Annotated in this window: 15 protein-coding genes and 1 pseudogene; 14 read left to right on the plus strand and 2 right to left on the minus strand. The window is 35.3% G+C overall.

Annotated elements, in window-relative coordinates; genetic code table 11:
- The first annotated feature begins 43 nt into the window (after positions 1-43).
- The 8 genes and pseudogenes from DN408_RS19980 to DN408_RS32125 form a co-directional block, all read left to right on the plus strand.
- Positions 44-2434, plus strand: a complete 2391-nt coding sequence (locus tag DN408_RS19980) for a penicillin acylase family protein (RefSeq protein WP_033730806.1) — start codon at positions 44-46, stop codon at positions 2432-2434.
- Positions 2435-2609: 175 nt separating this feature from the next.
- Positions 2610-3677: a glycoside hydrolase family 113 gene (locus DN408_RS19990; RefSeq protein ID WP_002165418.1), complete on the plus strand. Its 1068-nt coding sequence runs from the start codon at positions 2610-2612 to the stop codon at positions 3675-3677.
- 88 nt (positions 3678-3765) lie between these two features.
- Complete coding sequence (locus tag DN408_RS19995; protein WP_002084566.1) at positions 3766-3957, plus strand: DUF378 domain-containing protein; 192 nt, start codon at positions 3766-3768, stop codon at positions 3955-3957.
- A 209-nt stretch (positions 3958-4166) separates the two neighbouring features.
- A complete protein-coding gene (gene serC, locus DN408_RS20000) occupies positions 4167-5249 on the plus strand; it encodes a 3-phosphoserine/phosphohydroxythreonine transaminase (protein ID WP_002128120.1) in 1083 nt (360 codons plus the stop codon).
- A gap of 12 nt (positions 5250-5261) precedes the next feature.
- A complete protein-coding gene (locus DN408_RS20005; RefSeq protein ID WP_002185427.1) occupies positions 5262-6434 on the plus strand; it encodes a 3-phosphoglycerate dehydrogenase family protein in 1173 nt (390 codons plus the stop codon).
- Between the two features lie 13 nt (positions 6435-6447).
- On the plus strand, positions 6448-7695 hold the full coding sequence (locus DN408_RS20010; protein WP_033730805.1) for a DUF1015 domain-containing protein: 1248 nt from the start codon (positions 6448-6450) through the stop codon (positions 7693-7695).
- Between the two features lie 144 nt (positions 7696-7839).
- Positions 7840-8349 carry a DUF4303 domain-containing protein gene (locus tag DN408_RS20015; RefSeq protein ID WP_033730804.1) on the plus strand — a complete coding sequence of 170 codons (510 nt, stop codon included), beginning with the start codon at positions 7840-7842 and terminating at the stop codon, positions 8347-8349.
- Positions 8350-8418: 69 nt separating this feature from the next.
- Positions 8419-8559: pseudogene (locus DN408_RS32125) on the plus strand (enoyl-CoA hydratase); the annotation flags it as partial.
- Positions 8560-8790: 231 nt separating this feature from the next.
- On the opposite strand, the gene DN408_RS20020 reads toward DN408_RS32125, so the two are convergent.
- Complete coding sequence (locus DN408_RS20020; protein WP_002128116.1) at positions 8791-9186, minus strand: DUF3224 domain-containing protein; 396 nt, start codon at positions 9184-9186, stop codon at positions 8791-8793.
- A 222-nt stretch (positions 9187-9408) separates the two neighbouring features.
- Positions 9409-10440 carry a S66 family peptidase gene (locus tag DN408_RS20025; RefSeq protein ID WP_147740318.1) on the minus strand — a complete coding sequence of 344 codons (1032 nt, stop codon included), beginning with the start codon at positions 10438-10440 and terminating at the stop codon, positions 9409-9411.
- Between the two features lie 290 nt (positions 10441-10730).
- Here DN408_RS20025 and DN408_RS20030 point away from each other — a divergent pair, with 290 nt between their 5' ends.
- The 6 genes from DN408_RS20030 (at position 10731) to DN408_RS20055 (ending at position 16010) form a co-directional block, all read left to right on the plus strand.
- Positions 10731-11372: a F0F1 ATP synthase subunit alpha gene (locus tag DN408_RS20030; protein ID WP_002128110.1), complete on the plus strand. Its 642-nt coding sequence runs from the start codon at positions 10731-10733 to the stop codon at positions 11370-11372.
- Between the two features lie 179 nt (positions 11373-11551).
- Complete coding sequence (locus tag DN408_RS20035) at positions 11552-11821, plus strand: 2TM domain-containing protein (protein WP_002128109.1); 270 nt, start codon at positions 11552-11554, stop codon at positions 11819-11821.
- Between the two features lie 350 nt (positions 11822-12171).
- Positions 12172-13011, plus strand: coding sequence for a YitT family protein (locus DN408_RS20040; protein ID WP_003190353.1), 840 nt, complete (start codon positions 12172-12174; stop codon positions 13009-13011).
- Positions 13012-13246: 235 nt separating this feature from the next.
- Positions 13247-13924 (plus strand): response regulator transcription factor, encoded by a 678-nt coding sequence (locus DN408_RS20045; protein ID WP_002013739.1) that lies wholly within the window; start codon positions 13247-13249, stop codon positions 13922-13924.
- 1 nt (position 13925) lies between these two features.
- Complete coding sequence (locus DN408_RS20050) at positions 13926-15302, plus strand: sensor histidine kinase (protein ID WP_002185432.1); 1377 nt, start codon at positions 13926-13928, stop codon at positions 15300-15302.
- A gap of 237 nt (positions 15303-15539) precedes the next feature.
- Positions 15540-16010 (plus strand): DinB family protein, encoded by a 471-nt coding sequence (locus DN408_RS20055; RefSeq protein WP_147740319.1) that lies wholly within the window; start codon positions 15540-15542, stop codon positions 16008-16010.
- Positions 16011-16039 lie beyond the last annotated feature (29 nt).

Here is a 16039-nt window from a genome sequence, read left to right on the forward strand (position 1 = left end):
TCTTTCACAATAGAAGCGAATAGATTGAGAGAGGAGGGATTGTATGGAAGTCGTCATAAAAAAGAAACGAAATAGGGGAAAAAGAATTTTTATTTGGTCTAGTAGTATCGTTCTTTTTTTGTTTATTTGCGCTATGATTTTTTTGAACATATATACGCTGAGATCTATGCCAAAGATAGATGGAACGATAAAGCTAGAGGATATACAACATGCTGTTACGGTGAAGCGGGATGGTAAAGGTGTACCGCATATTAAAGCAGAAAATGCGCATGATTTATATTTCTCGCAAGGGTATGTACAAGCGCAAGATCGTTTGTTCCAAATGGATTTAAGTAGAAGGCAAGCTTCTGGAATGTTAAGTGAAGTTGTTGGAGAAGCAGCTGTTGATCGAGATAAGTTGTTTCGAACGCTCGGTTTACGGCGAGCAGCAAAAGCGTCTGTTAGTCAATATGACGGAGAAGCGAAATATGCCCTGCAGTCATTTGCTGATGGAGTGAACGCTTTTATACGTGAGGCAAAAGAGGAAAAGAGATTGCCGGTTGAGTTTACTTTATTAGGCTATGAGCCTGCTGAATGGTCAATCGTGGATTCTTTGACGATTGGAAAGTATATGGCGTTTGATTTAGGAGGACATTGGCACGGACAGGCGTTTCGATATTGGGCGCTGAAAAATCTTTCGAAAGAGCAAGCAAATGAGCTATTTCCTACATATCCGAAAGATGCACCTAGATTGCTAGCTGAACTGAAAAATACAAATGTGGATGTAGCACAAAGTTTTGCAAAAACGGTCATTCCACCAGAGTTTAATGGTAGTAATAACTGGGTGATAAGCGGTGAGAAGAGTGCGTCTGGTAAGCCGATTTTAGCGGATGATCCTCATTTATCTCTTGCGACACCTTCCATATGGTATCAATCGAAACTTGAAATGAAAGACTTACATGTGAGTGGCGTTATTTTCGCGGGAGTGCCAGGTGTTATATTAGGCCACAATGACAAAATAGCATGGGGCGTTACGAATACAGGTCCTGATGTGCAAGATTTATATATTGAAAAGAGAAATCCTACTAATGAAAATGAATTTCTGTATAACGATAAATGGGAAAAAGCTACAGTTGTTGATGAATCTATTAAAGTAAAAGGCGGGAAAACAATTCCGTATAACGTGACGGTTACGAGGCATGGTCCAGTCATTTCAGAGTTTGCAGATAAAGGGAAAGAGAAAACGAAAACAGTATTCGCTTTGAAATGGACTGCTTTAGAGCCATCAGCTGAATTAAAGGCTGTATTAAATATGAATAAAGCGAAAGACTGGAATGAGTTTGAAACTGCTCTTCAAGATTTTCATACACCAACTCAAAACTTTGTGTTTGCATCAAATGACGGAACCATTGCTTACAAAGCGAATGGAAATATACCAATACGTAAAAAAGGTGATGGTAGTTTGCCAGTGCCAGGATGGACAGATGAATATGAATGGGAAGGGTATATTCCGTTTGATCAGCTACCGAAAGTAATAAATCCAAAACAAGGGTTTATTTCAACTGCAAATAATAAAATTGTTGATGATAATTATCCGTACCATATTAGTAATACGTGGGCGCAACCGTACAGGCAAATGCGTATTCAAGAGTTTTTGCAAGAGAAGGAAAAGTATACGGTGAAAGATTTAGAAGAGTTACAGATGGATCAAAAAAATTTATATGGGAAAGAATTTGCTCCTATATTTTTAAAAGAGTTAAATAAAGCATCTTTAAATGAAGTAGAGAAAGAAGGCGTAAAACAATTAACAAAGTGGAATTTTTACGATAGTAAAGATGAAGCGGCACCATTAATATTCCATTTGTTAATGAAAGAGATTTCGAATACTTTATTTTCAAAAGAAATACCGAAAGATGTGATGGAGTTATTTGAAGGGAAGTCACAAGTTGTTGATGAATTGATTCGAAAAGAAGTAGCAGGAGAAAATAGCGCTTGGTTTACGAAGTACGGAGGGTTCACGAAAGTTGTGCATACATCGTACGAGAATGTAATGAAAAAATTACAGAAGGAATATGGGCCCGATGTTGCGGAGTGGAAGTGGGGCGATTACCATCAACTTGCTTTTACACATCCAATTTCGAGATCATCTAGTATGTTAGCATTACTTGCATTTAATCGTGAGAAACCAGTTCCAATTGGCGGAAGCCAAGTTACCGTTCAAGCTGCGAGTTATGGAGATAACGGTATTGTAAATCACGGAGCTTCTTGGCGATTCGTGATTGATACTAAAGATATGTCAAACGGTTATCATATCGTAGGGCCAGGACAATCAGGAAACTTTAGAAGCGATTGGTATCATGATCAAATAGATGATTGGGTAAATGGTGAGTATCATACGACTACACTGAATACGGATGGAATAGAGGGGAAAGTGTTAAATTTACAGCCGCGATAATGTTAGAAGAGACTCTTACTTTAAGTAGGGGTCTCTTTTTTTATTTACCTTACTATTTTTAGGGGGATTATATGGATACCACTTTTATTAATGGAAATGTATTTAATTTTTTCTGGAATATATGTGAAATATTGTATAAAATAATCAAGAAAGCCAAAAATTATGGGGGAAAGTTATGAAAAAAAATAAGAGTTTAATAAGTTTTTTAGGAGTGTGTATCATGTTGTTTTCTTTTTGTTTCCAGGGAAATATACAGGCGGATGTAAATACTGTTCAATCTGGAAAAATAAAATCAGGAAACGTAACGGTATGGGAAGTAGGCAATGTAGCGAAAGTGTTAGCAGATGTAGAGCGCTTGAATTTAAATACGGTGAATGTACCTATTCAAGTAGATATTCCGGATGTGAATTCGGCTAATATGGTAATTAATCAGGCGCAAAAGAAACAAGCTATTATTTTAATTCAAGAATTATTAAAGCGTAATATACAAGTTATTTTGGAGCCGTTTCCGTTTATTCAGCAAGGAAATATTGGAGAAACAGAGTGGAACCCTAGTAATATTAACGATTTCTTCTGGAATTGGAAAACGGTTGTTTTACAAGATATTTTTAATTCCATTACAAGTAAGTACAATATTTATGGGCTGAAAATCGCTTCTAATTTCGTGAATATGGAATATGCAGAAGGATATTGGAATGATACGATTAATTTTGTTCGCCAGCAGTATAAAGGAAATGTTTTGTATCAAATGAATTGGTGGTTAACTGCAAGTTGGGATCCTTCTTTTGAGGCGAAATTTAAAGAGAAAATAAATCGCCCGTATTTAAAAAAGGTGGACATCGTAAGTATTGATAGTTGGTTTGAAGTTTCAGGAAAAAGAAATCCATCATACGAAGAAGTAAAACAAAGCTTATTTGCGACGACAGTATACAATCGGGGCCAAAATGTTGTTCAGCAACTTGAGACATTACATAAAACAACTGGAAAGCCAGTTTATTTTGGTGGATTTAATGTGCCAGCACGTGAACTTGGACTACAAAGCCCGTGGAACCCAGATATTACGAATGTGTTTTCAAAAGATGTACAACTTAACGGGTGGCGTGCTTACCGAGATGTATTAGAAGCGAAGCCATATTTTAAAGGTTTTTCAATTTGGTTTATCGGATCTAATGATAGTAATCATTCATATCAAATACATAGTAAAGAAGCAGAGACAGTTATTAATGGCTGGTATCGAAAATAAATTTTATAAAATAGGTAAGTTTTAGAATCCATTACATATATTTTAGTGAAAGGCCTTTCACCATCTTATCACCTAGGGGGCAATCATAATGAAATTTTTGTCATACCTTACAGTAATTTTGGTGATTCTTGGCGGTTTGAATTGGTTGTTTGTGGCGTTAGATTATAATGTAGTTGAGAAATGGTTTGGTTCTATGCCGGCGCTTGTGGATACTATTTATTGGCTCTTTGGTCTTTCAGCTATTTATCAAATTTTCGATCGGTTCTTTACGAGTAAGTAGCTATTATACTTAATTACTAGAGTGTTAAGTACGATTATGTACTTAACACTTTTTTGTGTGTTTATAAAAAGCAGGGTGCACATGCAAGCGATTCCATTGCGTCTTGCACCGTAATAACGGAAAACAAATTGACCGTGTATTGTATATAGGTTATAATTCAGAAAGTTTAAAAAATAATAAAAATGAGAAATAGGGAGGTTATCTGGGTGATGGAGAGAGTGTATAATTTTTCAGCAGGACCATCTATACTCCCTTTGCCAGTTTTAGAGAAAGTGCAAAAGGAGCTTGTAAATTATAACGGGACAGGCATGTCTGTTATGGAAATGAGCCATAGATCTTCTTATTTCCAAAGTATTATTGATGAAGCAAGTAGCTTACTTCGTGAATTAATGAACATTCCTGATGAGTATGAAGTTTTATTTTTACAGGGCGGTGCGTCATTACAATTTTCTATGATACCGTTAAATTTAATGAGTACGTATAAAAAAGCTGGGTACGTACTGACAGGTTCATGGTCTAAAAAGGCGCTGCAAGAAGCCGGAAAAGTAGGAGAAGTACAAGTGATTGCTTCTTCTGAAAAAGAGAAGTTTACTACGATTCCTAAAATGGATGATTTACCAAATGATGAAGAACTAGATTATGTACATATTACAACGAACAATACAATTGAGGGGACAAAATATGTGGATATTCCACATTTAGAAAGAGTGCCGCTCGTTGCGGATATGTCCTCAAATATTTTATCAGAACAATATGATGTTACGAAGTTTGGTCTCATATATGCGGGTGCGCAAAAGAATTTAGGGCCAGCGGGTTTAACGATTGTAATTATAAAAAGAGATTTAATTGGCAGTGCAAATAGTGCTTGTCCTACGATGTTAAACTATGAAACTTACAGTAAAAATAACTCCCTATATAATACACCGCCATCCTTTAGTATTTATGTAGCAAAACTTGTACTAGAGTGGTTGAAAGAACAAGGCGGGGTATCTGCGATTGAAGAACAAAATAGAATGAAATCTTCACTTCTTTACAATTTTTTAGATGAATCTAAATTGTTTACTTCACCAGTTGATCCCACGTATCGGTCACTTATGAATATTCCGTTTACAACACCGTCAGAAGAGCTTAACAATCAGTTTTTACAAAAATCGAAAGAGCGCGGTTTCGTTACGCTAAAGGGACATCGTTCAGTCGGCGGTATGCGCGCTAGTGTTTACAATGCGATGCCAACCCAAGGTGTACAAGAATTAGTAGACTATATGAAGGAATTTGAGCTTGAAAATAGATAGGGAGATGGGGATATGTTTCGTGTTCAGACGTTAAATCAAATTGCAGAAAAAGGTTTGCAAATTTTTGATGGGAATCGCTATGAGATTGGAGACAAAGTAGGTCATCCAGATGGTATTTTACTTCGCAGCTATTCTTTACATCAAGAAGAGTTTTCAGAAGATTTAAAGGCAATTGCAAGAGCTGGTGCCGGTGTAAATAATATTCCTGTTGAGCGTTGTACGGAAAAAGGGATTGTAGTATTTAATACGCCAGGGGCTAATGCGAATGCAGTGAAGGAACTTATTATCGCAAGCCTTATTATGTCTTCCCGTAATATTATAAACGGAGTGAGCTGGACGAAAGAGTTGGATGGAGAAGAAGTACCACAGCTTGTTGAAGCAGGGAAGAAGCAATTCGTTGGATCAGAAATTGCAGGGAAACGTTTAGGGGTTATCGGTCTTGGCGCAATCGGTGCTTTAGTTGCAAATGATGCGTTATCTTTAGGTATGGACGTTGTTGGATATGATCCGTATATATCAGTTGAAACGGCATGGCGTCTTTCTACACAAGTACAAAGAGCGTTTAGCCTAGATGAAATTTTTGCAACGTGTGATTATATTACACTTCATATTCCTCTTACGAACCAAACGAAGGGGATTATTGGTGAACACGCTATAGAGACGATGAAAAAAGGAATGCGTCTATTCAATTTCTCTAGGGGAGAACTTGTAGATGAAACAGCTCTTCAAAAAGCGTTAGAAGAAGATATTATTACACATTACGTAACGGATTTCCCGAATGAAAATGTGATAAAGATGAAAAATGTAACAGCAACGCCTCACCTTGGTGCATCTACGTCTGAATCAGAAGAAAATTGTGCGGTCATGGCAGCACGTCAATTACGTGAATATTTAGAGACAGGAAATATTCGTAATTCAGTAAACTATCCAAACGTCGAACTACCGTATATAGGAAAGAAACGTATTACAATAATGCATCAAAACGTTCCGAACATGGTAGGACAAATTACAGGATGCTTAGCAGAACATCATATTAATATTGCGGATATGATTAATCGTAGTAAACATTCTTGGGCGTACACAATGATTGATATTGATAACGGAATTGATGATATAATGAAAGAGAATATTGTGGAAAATATAAGCAAAATCACAGGTGTTGTAGCTGTTCGAATGATTGTGTAAAGGAGAGAGAAACTTGGCAAAAATCCGACCGTTTCGTGCTATTCGTCCAGTAGAAGGTAAAGCAGCACAAGTAGCAGCTTTACCGTATGACGTATTAAATAGTGAAGAGGCAAGAGAAGTTGTAAAAGGGAATCCATATTCTTTCTTACACGTTGATAAAGCAGAAATTGATTTAGACCCGGCACTTTCACCGTACGATGATCGCGTATATGAAAAAGCGGGTGAAAATTTAAAGCAATTTATACAAGAAGAAGTGTTCGTTCAAGATGAGGAGCCAGCGCTTTACATTTATGAACTGACGATGCAAGGAAGAACGCAGTCAGGCCTTGTCGTTTGTACATCGATTGACGAGTATGAAGATGATACAATTAAAAAACATGAAAGAACGCGTCATGAAAAAGAACTTGATCGTATTCGCCACGTAGATGTGTGTGACGCAAATACGGGGCCAATTTTTTTAACGTATCGTACAAAAGAAGAAGTGAAACGTTTCATTGCAAGCTGGAAAGAAGAACATGCGCCAATCTTTACATTTACAGCAGAAGATGGCGTTAGGCATGTTGCGTGGAAAATTGCAGATGAAGAAGTAATTGCCACTTTAGTAAATGCATTTGAAGATATTCCTAACTTGTACATTGCAGATGGACATCACCGCTCTGCATCAGCTGCAAAAGTAGGGCTAATGCGAAGAGAGCAATATCCGAATTACACAGGAGAAGAGGAATTCAATTTCTTCCTATCTGTTTTATTCCCTCATGATGAATTATCAATTTGGGACTATAACCGGGTTGTGAAAGATTTAAATGGTTTATCAGTCGAGCAGTTTTTAAAGCAAATTACGCAGTACTTTTATGTAGAAGAAGCAAATGGTTCTCCGTATAAACCAAATGAACCAAAATCATTTGGCATGTATGTAAACGAAAAGTGGTATAAGCTCACTGTGAAAGAGGAAACGTTTGATGCGAATGATCTCGTTAAAGGTTTAGATGTATCTATTCTGCAAGATCATTTATTAAGCCAAGTACTTGAAATACATGATCCACGATCTGATTCACGCATTGATTTTGTCGGAGGAATCCGCGGATTAGAAGAATTAGAACGCCTTGTAAAGAGCGGTGAGTATAAAGCAGCGTTTTCATTATATCCGACATCAATGGAAGCTTTATTATCAATCGCAGACGCAGGGGAAGTTATGCCGCCAAAATCAACGTGGTTTGAACCGAAACTGCGCAGTGGGTTGTTTGTTCATTCGCTAAAGTAAATATAGACTTCTACAGTTTGGAAAAACCGAAATGATTATAGTTTCGGTTTTTCTTATTTTGGCTCAGTTAACGTTTCATGTTGATTTTCATGTTAAGATTGAAATATGTAACGACAGGTCGCTACAAAAAACGGAGGAAATACGATGAAAATGCAACTGCAAGAAAGTTTTTATGTTGAGTTGAAAAATGCAATTCGTTGTCATTATAACGAACTTATAACTAGGTGCGGTGTTGACACAATATATGGGTACTCCATATTAACAGACGATTGTGTCAATAGCATTGGACCAGTGGCTAATAAAGAAAGACTAATCAAAGTTAATAAGTCGGACCCTTTATACGATTATTATAGATACGGAGCTGTTGAGTGGAGCGAATGGGACGATTTTGGAATGTTTGATGAAGTGAACAAAATTATCAAGAAATATCATGATATCGTCGAAGATGACTTTAACATACGAGTAAATACACTGTTGAAAGAAACGTTAAATGTGTTAATGGAACTTGAATCAGAAGGCTTGTTTGGAGACAGAGATGATAATCGATTTATTGTCATTTGTGTAACTGATTCATCGAACGAAATCATGATTGAATCAGCTCGATTGCTTAATACATTAAAGACATACGAAGAATATGCTTCAGAATTTGCATAAGAATGAATATAAGTAAAACTGCGCTCTATAAGAGGCGATTTTCATTTTATCAAAAGTCACAAATTAATAGTAACAATTCGTTGTGACGTAACTATTGAACAATTTGAACCCGATGAAAAACATCGCACAAAAATTATTGCAATGTTTATATGTAGAAATCAACTTAAAAAAGAAGTTATGAAGGGGAGTTTTTCGGGGATTATTCTTTAGTTAGTAGGAAAAGTAATGAATAGGTGGGGGGCACATGCCTCTCGGGCTTAGATTTTTAATTCCACCATAACGAAAATTTTATGCATTGCTGAATACTGATAATAAGACGTTATGTAATATACTCTGTTCTTTTCTTAACTAATAGAAGAATAGTTGAATAAGCTCGTCAACAAAAAGGACATTCCTAGTATTACAAGAAATGTCCTTTCCACTATATTATAGGGTATTTTGCTAAAATTCAAACTCTAAAATCAGTTTACTAGTTTGACCTGTAAACTGATAATTATAGGACCCTCTCAGATTTTCTAAGTTACCGGTAGCTTTAATAATTGTTCCTGGGGAATCTAGATTTCCTTTATCAAATATTCCTTGCTCTACAGCTGTAAATGTCCCTTGTTGCCCCTTATAAATTCCTTCAAAGTGTAAAAATCCAGAAATTTTAGCAGTAGCCAAGTGACCATCAGTTATATTTGAGTCTAAATAATATAATAAGTACTCAACAAAAGCTTTTCCTTTTAATTCACCATCAATATCATATTCAACATGGGCAATATTAATAGGAAAATCTTTTCTAGTATCATCAATTAGTTTTTCATCCCATTTACTTACTGTAAATGTTACTTCCATACACGTAATCCCCCTTTATCATTAGATAAGTAATCTCCATATCATTTAAAAAGTACCGATTCACAGTCATATCTCATAAGAGTGTTTTTATTTATTTGAGTCCTGCCATATCGCTATCAAGCTAATAAAATACTCCCTAAAATGAAAAATACGCTATTCTTTCTGTAGGATCAGGGAAACATAATAATAAAACTTATGGCTATACTTATTTCAAGTTTCACTTTATTCCACGCCACTCTCTAAAATAGAGAAAGCCCCATTTTCACAATCAATTTCTGCCAAAGCGCCGTAAGGTAAAATAAACTTTGGCTCGGTATGGCCGAAATTTAAATTATAAAGAATCGGCAAATCTTCTAAATTGTGTTCCTTCATAACTTGCAGTATTTCTTGTTTATATTCTTCATAATACTTTTCGTCTTTTGGTTTACCAAAAATAATGCCTTTTGCTTTTTGCAGAATGCCTTGCGCTGCGTAATTTCGTAACCAATACTTTATATAACTTGGTTCTGGATGATCTTCAGAGGTTTCAAAGAAAAGGATACTATTCGCCCAATGTTTTTTCTCAGGCCAAAGTTCCGTTCCTTTTGCAAATTCCAGTACTTCTATACAACCACCAATTAAACGCCCTTGTACAGTGATAGAGCCTTGAAGTAGCTCATATCCGTTGTTTTGCTGCATCGTACGCCGTTGATCCTTATTCGCCTCTATCCATTCTAAACGCTCACTCGTCCATTCATGAGCTGGTTGAATCTCGCCAATATTCTCATTTGAAAAGAGAGTTCGATTCACCATTTCAATTGTATATGGATCCATCTCCACATTTTCGGCAAAATCAGTTAAGATTGCTGGACCGTAAAAAGAGGGAATTCCTGCTTTATGACAAAACAAATGTGAAACGGTATCGTCAGAGTAGCCCATAAAGATTTTCGGATTTTCGCGTATAATATTAAAATCTATATAAGGAAGTAAACGGATGCTATCTTCACCGCCAATATTCGTAATAATTCCTTTAATACGAGTATCTTTAAATGCTGTCATTAAATCTTCCGCACGAGCTTGTGGGTTGTTGTAAAGGTATTCGCTACCTTTTAAACTATTTGGCATTGGGACAACCTTAAGACCGAAGACGTCTTCTAATCTTTTTACTCCTTGCTCATATCGCCATCTTAGCTTAGAATCACCAGCACCTCCCCATGAAGAACTTACTGTCGCCACAATATCTCCTGGCTGTAATCTTTTTGGTTTCATTAACATATTAATTCCGCTCCTACATAATGTAATTAACTACGACTATACAAACCGTAGCATTGAAAAAATATGATGCATCACATTAATTTCTTCGTTATCAATCCGTTTACCTGCTGGTATTCAAGAATTTAGCACTCGTGTTGAATATAGGAATAATCGATTTATATTTAAAAATTACAGTATGCAACATTGCATAAGAAAGATGGTTGCTATTTTCTATAACCTGTAACTATAATAGTTACAGGTTGGTCGTATCCAATCAAAAAATATAATCATCATGAATGGAGAGGTTACATATGGGTATGAAAAAAATAATTTTAGCAGGTGCTTTAGGGATCGCAGCATTATCAGGAACGAATTTACCAGGATTAGAACTATCAAAAGCGAGTGCCGCTTCTATTGAATCGAATTTCTCGACGTTAGAAGGGCGAGTAGTAGAAGTAGATAACGGTGTAATTGTCGTAAAATCTAAGCAATATGAGGAGCCTGTAAGTGTATATATAGATTCCCTTTCAAATGTGAAAGTAGGGGATGAGGTTAAAGCTACTGGATCTATGATGCGTAATTTTACTGAATATATGAGTGCAAATACAGTTGAAAATACGTCAAATAAATTAGGTATGCACATGAAAGAAGATGGTTCTCCTGATTATGTAATTGGGGAAGTATCAAAAGTAGGAACGATGGAAGATGAAGGAGATAGTTCTACTAAATATGTTGTAGTGCAGTATCCATCAGTAAATGGGAAGAAAGCTATTATTGAAGTGTACTTAACTAAAGGACAAGTATTTAATACGGGTGAGAAAGTAAAAATTGATATGAAGTATGTAGGCTGGGGCGGAATTTCTATTAACTACAACACAACGGATCATATTGAAAAGGTTTATGAGGTAAAGAGCAACGTTGAAAATAATGATGATGTTTGGATTTGGTCTTAATTAGACGCTTGTAAATAACAAATGTATCATGCAGTACCCATCGAATCATCATATGTATGATAATTCGATGGGTACTTTTTTGTTTTATGTTTTTTTGAGAATAAGGGATTTTCGATTAGAATATGATGTTTAAATCGGAGCGAGTTTAAAAAATACAATAATGAAAGAGGTGTTTAAGGATGGAGCGAGATGAGGTTTATTTACGAGCTAAAAAGAGGATGGAGAATTTAAAAGCTTTTTACATTCATTTAACGGTCTATATACTAGTGAACTTAATGCTTTTTTTTATAAATATAAGCTCTGATTCAAGCAAATTATGGTTTTTATATCCACTTGGAGGTTGGGGAATCGGTATCGTTATACACGGTTTGACAACTTTTCCATTTGGGATATTCGGAAAAGAGTGGGAAGAACGAAAGATTAAAGAATATATGGAGAAAGATAAGTAAATTTATTTCTGTAATGTATGAATATAAAAATTTATATAAATCTCTGTGCTCACACGCTTGAGGCGAAGTCTATTCTATAGCTTCGCCTATTTGTTTTTTATTCGAAGTTTGTGCGAGTAAGTGTTCATATTCACTTTTTAGCGTGAATTGCATGTGAAATCAAAACTTTATTTGTAGCACATAATAAATACAGTTGTTTTACTTTTTTAATTACTTGTGGATGTAGGATGAAGTTGATTTATTACCCTATATTAAAATAAAAATAAACCACTGTTCGATTTGAATATTCCACGATATAATGGTGAGAGTTTATGACAGAATAAATATTTACATAAGAAGTGAGGTACTGTATGAAAAAAAGAACGACAGACATTATTTTTATTATTATTGGTGCATTTCTTTTTGCGTTAGGTGTGAATTTGTTTGTTATTCCGAACGAGTTTGGAGAAGGCGGAGTAACTGGTATCACGATTATTACGTACTATTTATTTGAATGGTCACCAGGCTTAGTTAACTTAATTTTAAATGCGATTTTGTTAATAGCCGGTTATAAATTTTTAAATAAGATTACAACAATTTATACGATTATCGCTGTAGTTACGAACTCGCTATTTCTTCATTTGACAGAAGGCTGGACGATTACTTCGGATGAAATGCTTGTAAATGCCATTTTCGGAGGAATATTTATTGGGTGCGGGATTGGTCTTATTATTCGCGTTGGCGGAACAACAGCAGGTACTACCATCTTAGCAAGGATGACGCATAAATATTTAGGATGGAGCATTAGCTATGGTTTACTGTTCTTCGATTTAATTGTTGCGTTTTCATCTTATTTCATCATTGGTGCAGAAAAACTGATGATAACAATTATTATGCTATATGTAGCAACGAAAGTGATGGAGTTTGTAATTGAAGGTTTAAATCCGAAGAAAGCCATTACGATTATTTCTGATAACCCGAATGAAATTGCCGGGAAGGTAACTACCTTAATGGGCAGAGGGGTTACCGTGTATTCAGGTCATGGCTATTACACGAAAACGCCGAAGGAAATTCTTTATATTGTTATTAATAAGCAAGAAGTAGTGAAGCTAAAACGGATTGTTCAAACTACGGATCCGGCTGCGTTCATCGCTATACATGATGTTCGTGATGTGTTCGGAGAAGGATTTGTTGATATTTCTAAAGCTTAGTAAGAGTAGAAATTGTTTTTATTAAAATAATCTTAATACTAAAACGAAAGAATCTATTTTGAATAATTTTTTTCAAAATAGATTCTTTTTATTTATCTTAAAATGTTGGCTTGTAGCGTATTATGTATCAACTCTTATTCAAAAAAACTAATAGCAGTTTGTTTTTCTTTTTCTTGCAAAAAGTACAATTGTTTCTTAATGTAAGAATGTAGAAGGATGAACAAGAGAGGGTTTAATGAAGATGATACATATTTTATTAGCTGATGATGATAAACATATTAGAGAGTTATTGCATTACCATTTACAAAAAGAGGGCTTTAAAGTTTTTGAAGCGGAAGATGGAAAGGTAGCGCAAGGCGTTTTAGAGAAAGAAAATATTCATCTTGCGATAGTAGACATTATGATGCCGTTTGTTGATGGCTATACGTTATGCGAAGAAATCCGGAAGTATCATGATATACCTGTTATTTTATTAACTGCAAAAGATCAGCTAGTCGATAAAGAAAAAGGATTCATTTCTGGTACGGACGATTATATTGTAAAACCATTTGAACCAGCTGAAGTAATTTTCCGTATGAAAGCTCTATTGCGCCGTTATCAAATGCTTAGTGCTGATATTATTACATTACATGGGACGATAATTGACCGAAAAGGGTTTGAAGTGAAGTGTAACGGTCAGACGATTTTGCTTCCATTAAAGGAATTTGAATTATTATCACAACTTGCTAGTTATCCTGGAAGAACCTTTTCAAGAGAAGAATTAATTGAATTAGTATGGGGAATGGATTTTGAAGGAGATGAACGAACAGTTGACGTTCATGTGAAGCGACTGAGAGATCGTTTTTCAAAACGAACAGATGATTTTCAAATTACGACAGTACGCGGACTCGGTTATAAGTTGGAGTTGAAATAAGATGAAATCATTGTATTCTAGATTTGTTTTTATGACAGTCGGTATTATGCTTCTTAGTAGTATTATCGGTTTTTTATTAACGAACGTATATTATCAAGTGAAGTTAAAACCGTACAATAGTGAAAAGATTTTAATGTATGCTAAAGAAGTAAAATCATTATACGAAAAGCAAAGTGAAGAAAATAAAGAGGCATACTTACAGTCTATTGCGAAGTTAGGGTATGAAATTTATATTGTAGATGACGAAAATCATGGAAAGCGTATTGGGAATGCGTTTCGTAAGATAACAATTAGTGATGATACCGTTCATAAAGTATTGCAAGGTGAAACGTTTAATGGCGTTTCCACATATCCAACGCGCCTCTTTATTACAGGATTTTTCGATAATGAATTAATTAATAGTGTCGGTGTACCGCTAAAACACGATGATAAACAGTACGCTTTATTCATTCGCCCTGACATTCAGCAACAGTTTGGCGAGATGAGAATTTTCTTAGCGGTATTACTTGGGTTTATCGTTTTATTAAGTATTATTTTTATAGCGATTGCAGCAGGTTATATCGTTCGTCCTATTCGAACATTTACGAAAGCGACTCAAAAGATTGCAAGTGGTGAATATGATATCGAATTAGATGAAAATCGAAAAGATGAAATTGGTACACTAGCGACTAATTTTCAAAAGATGACAAAGAGCATTAAAGAATTAGACCAAATGAGACAAGAGTTCGTTTCTAACGTTTCTCATGAATTCCAATCTCCACTTTCTTCGATACAAGGTTTTTCGAAAACATTACAATCGGAGAATATGAGTGAAGAGGAAAGAAAACGTTACTTGAAAATTATTGAGGGTGAAAGTAAGCGGATGTCTAGTTTATGTAAACAGTTACTTACGCTTGCTTCATTAGATAAAGAAGAGAAAGTTCTACAAATGAAAGAGTTTCACTTACAAAAGCAAATTAAAGACGTCATTTTTATGCTCGAATGGAAATGGCGGGAAAAAGATATCGCTGTTGAGTTTGATGTGCCAAACATCGTCATAAAAGGTGATGAAAACTTACTTCATCAAGTATGGAGTAATATTTTTACGAATAGCATTAAGTTTTCAAACGATGGCGGAACCGTTGAATTTGTTGTAGAAGAATTAGAATCTAGCGTTATAATCTCTATATCAGATAACGGAATTGGTATGGAAAAAGAAGAAATGGATCGTATATTTGATCGTTTTTACAAAGTAGATACAGCAAGAGCGAGAAACGTAGAAGGTAGCGGTTTAGGGTTATCAATTGTGCAGAAAATTGTTGAACTGCATCAAGGAACCGTTTCGGTATATAGTACGAAAGGGGAAGGGACGACTGTTCGGGTTGAGCTTCCGAAATAGATGGAAAGGAAGAGGCTGTTTTTAGAACAGCCTCTTCTTATTTTTGTCAATTGGTCAATATATTATCACTTACGTGTAAAGTGATAAAAAGTTGTTTAAAAAAATGCGAGTCATTCTATTTCACAATTGGGTCAGTTTGTGGAATAAGATTAGCAGGAAGTTTATTTAAAAATGTAGAATCTCTACAGAGTTATAAGGATTTTATTGAAACTTTAACTATTTAGGGAGGCGATTACTTTGAAAAGAATTGACTTGTTTTTAAACGGACTAGATTCCACATTCGATAAAGAGAGTTGGTATGCACCGTTTAAACATGCTATAGAAGGACTTACAGCCGAACAGGCTATCTGGAAACCATATGGAGAGGTAACTAAAACCATTTGGGAGAACGTTAATCATCTCATTTATTACAAAGAGAGACTTGCTGCAAACTTGGAAGACCGTGAATGGATACATAATCTCGACGGTGATGAAACCTTTTATCTTACCAATCAATCTAATGATGATAAGGAATGGAAGAAAGTCGTTGAACGTTGTGAAAATGCCCAACGTAATTTAAGACAGGCATTGAGTGCAATTTCCGAAAAAGAGCTTGAGCAAAATTCACTTGAGGGGAAATTACTGGACATTATGCTTCATGATGCTTATCATACAGGTCAAATTATTCAATTAAGGAAAATGCAGGGGTCTTGGCCATCAAATCGATAATTGAACGTTTTAGTTGGTGCTATTGTTAT

The organism is Bacillus sp. AR13-1 (genome assembly GCF_008042285.1).
Taxonomy (GTDB): domain Bacteria; phylum Bacillota; class Bacilli; order Bacillales; family Bacillaceae_G; genus Bacillus_A; species Bacillus_A mycoides.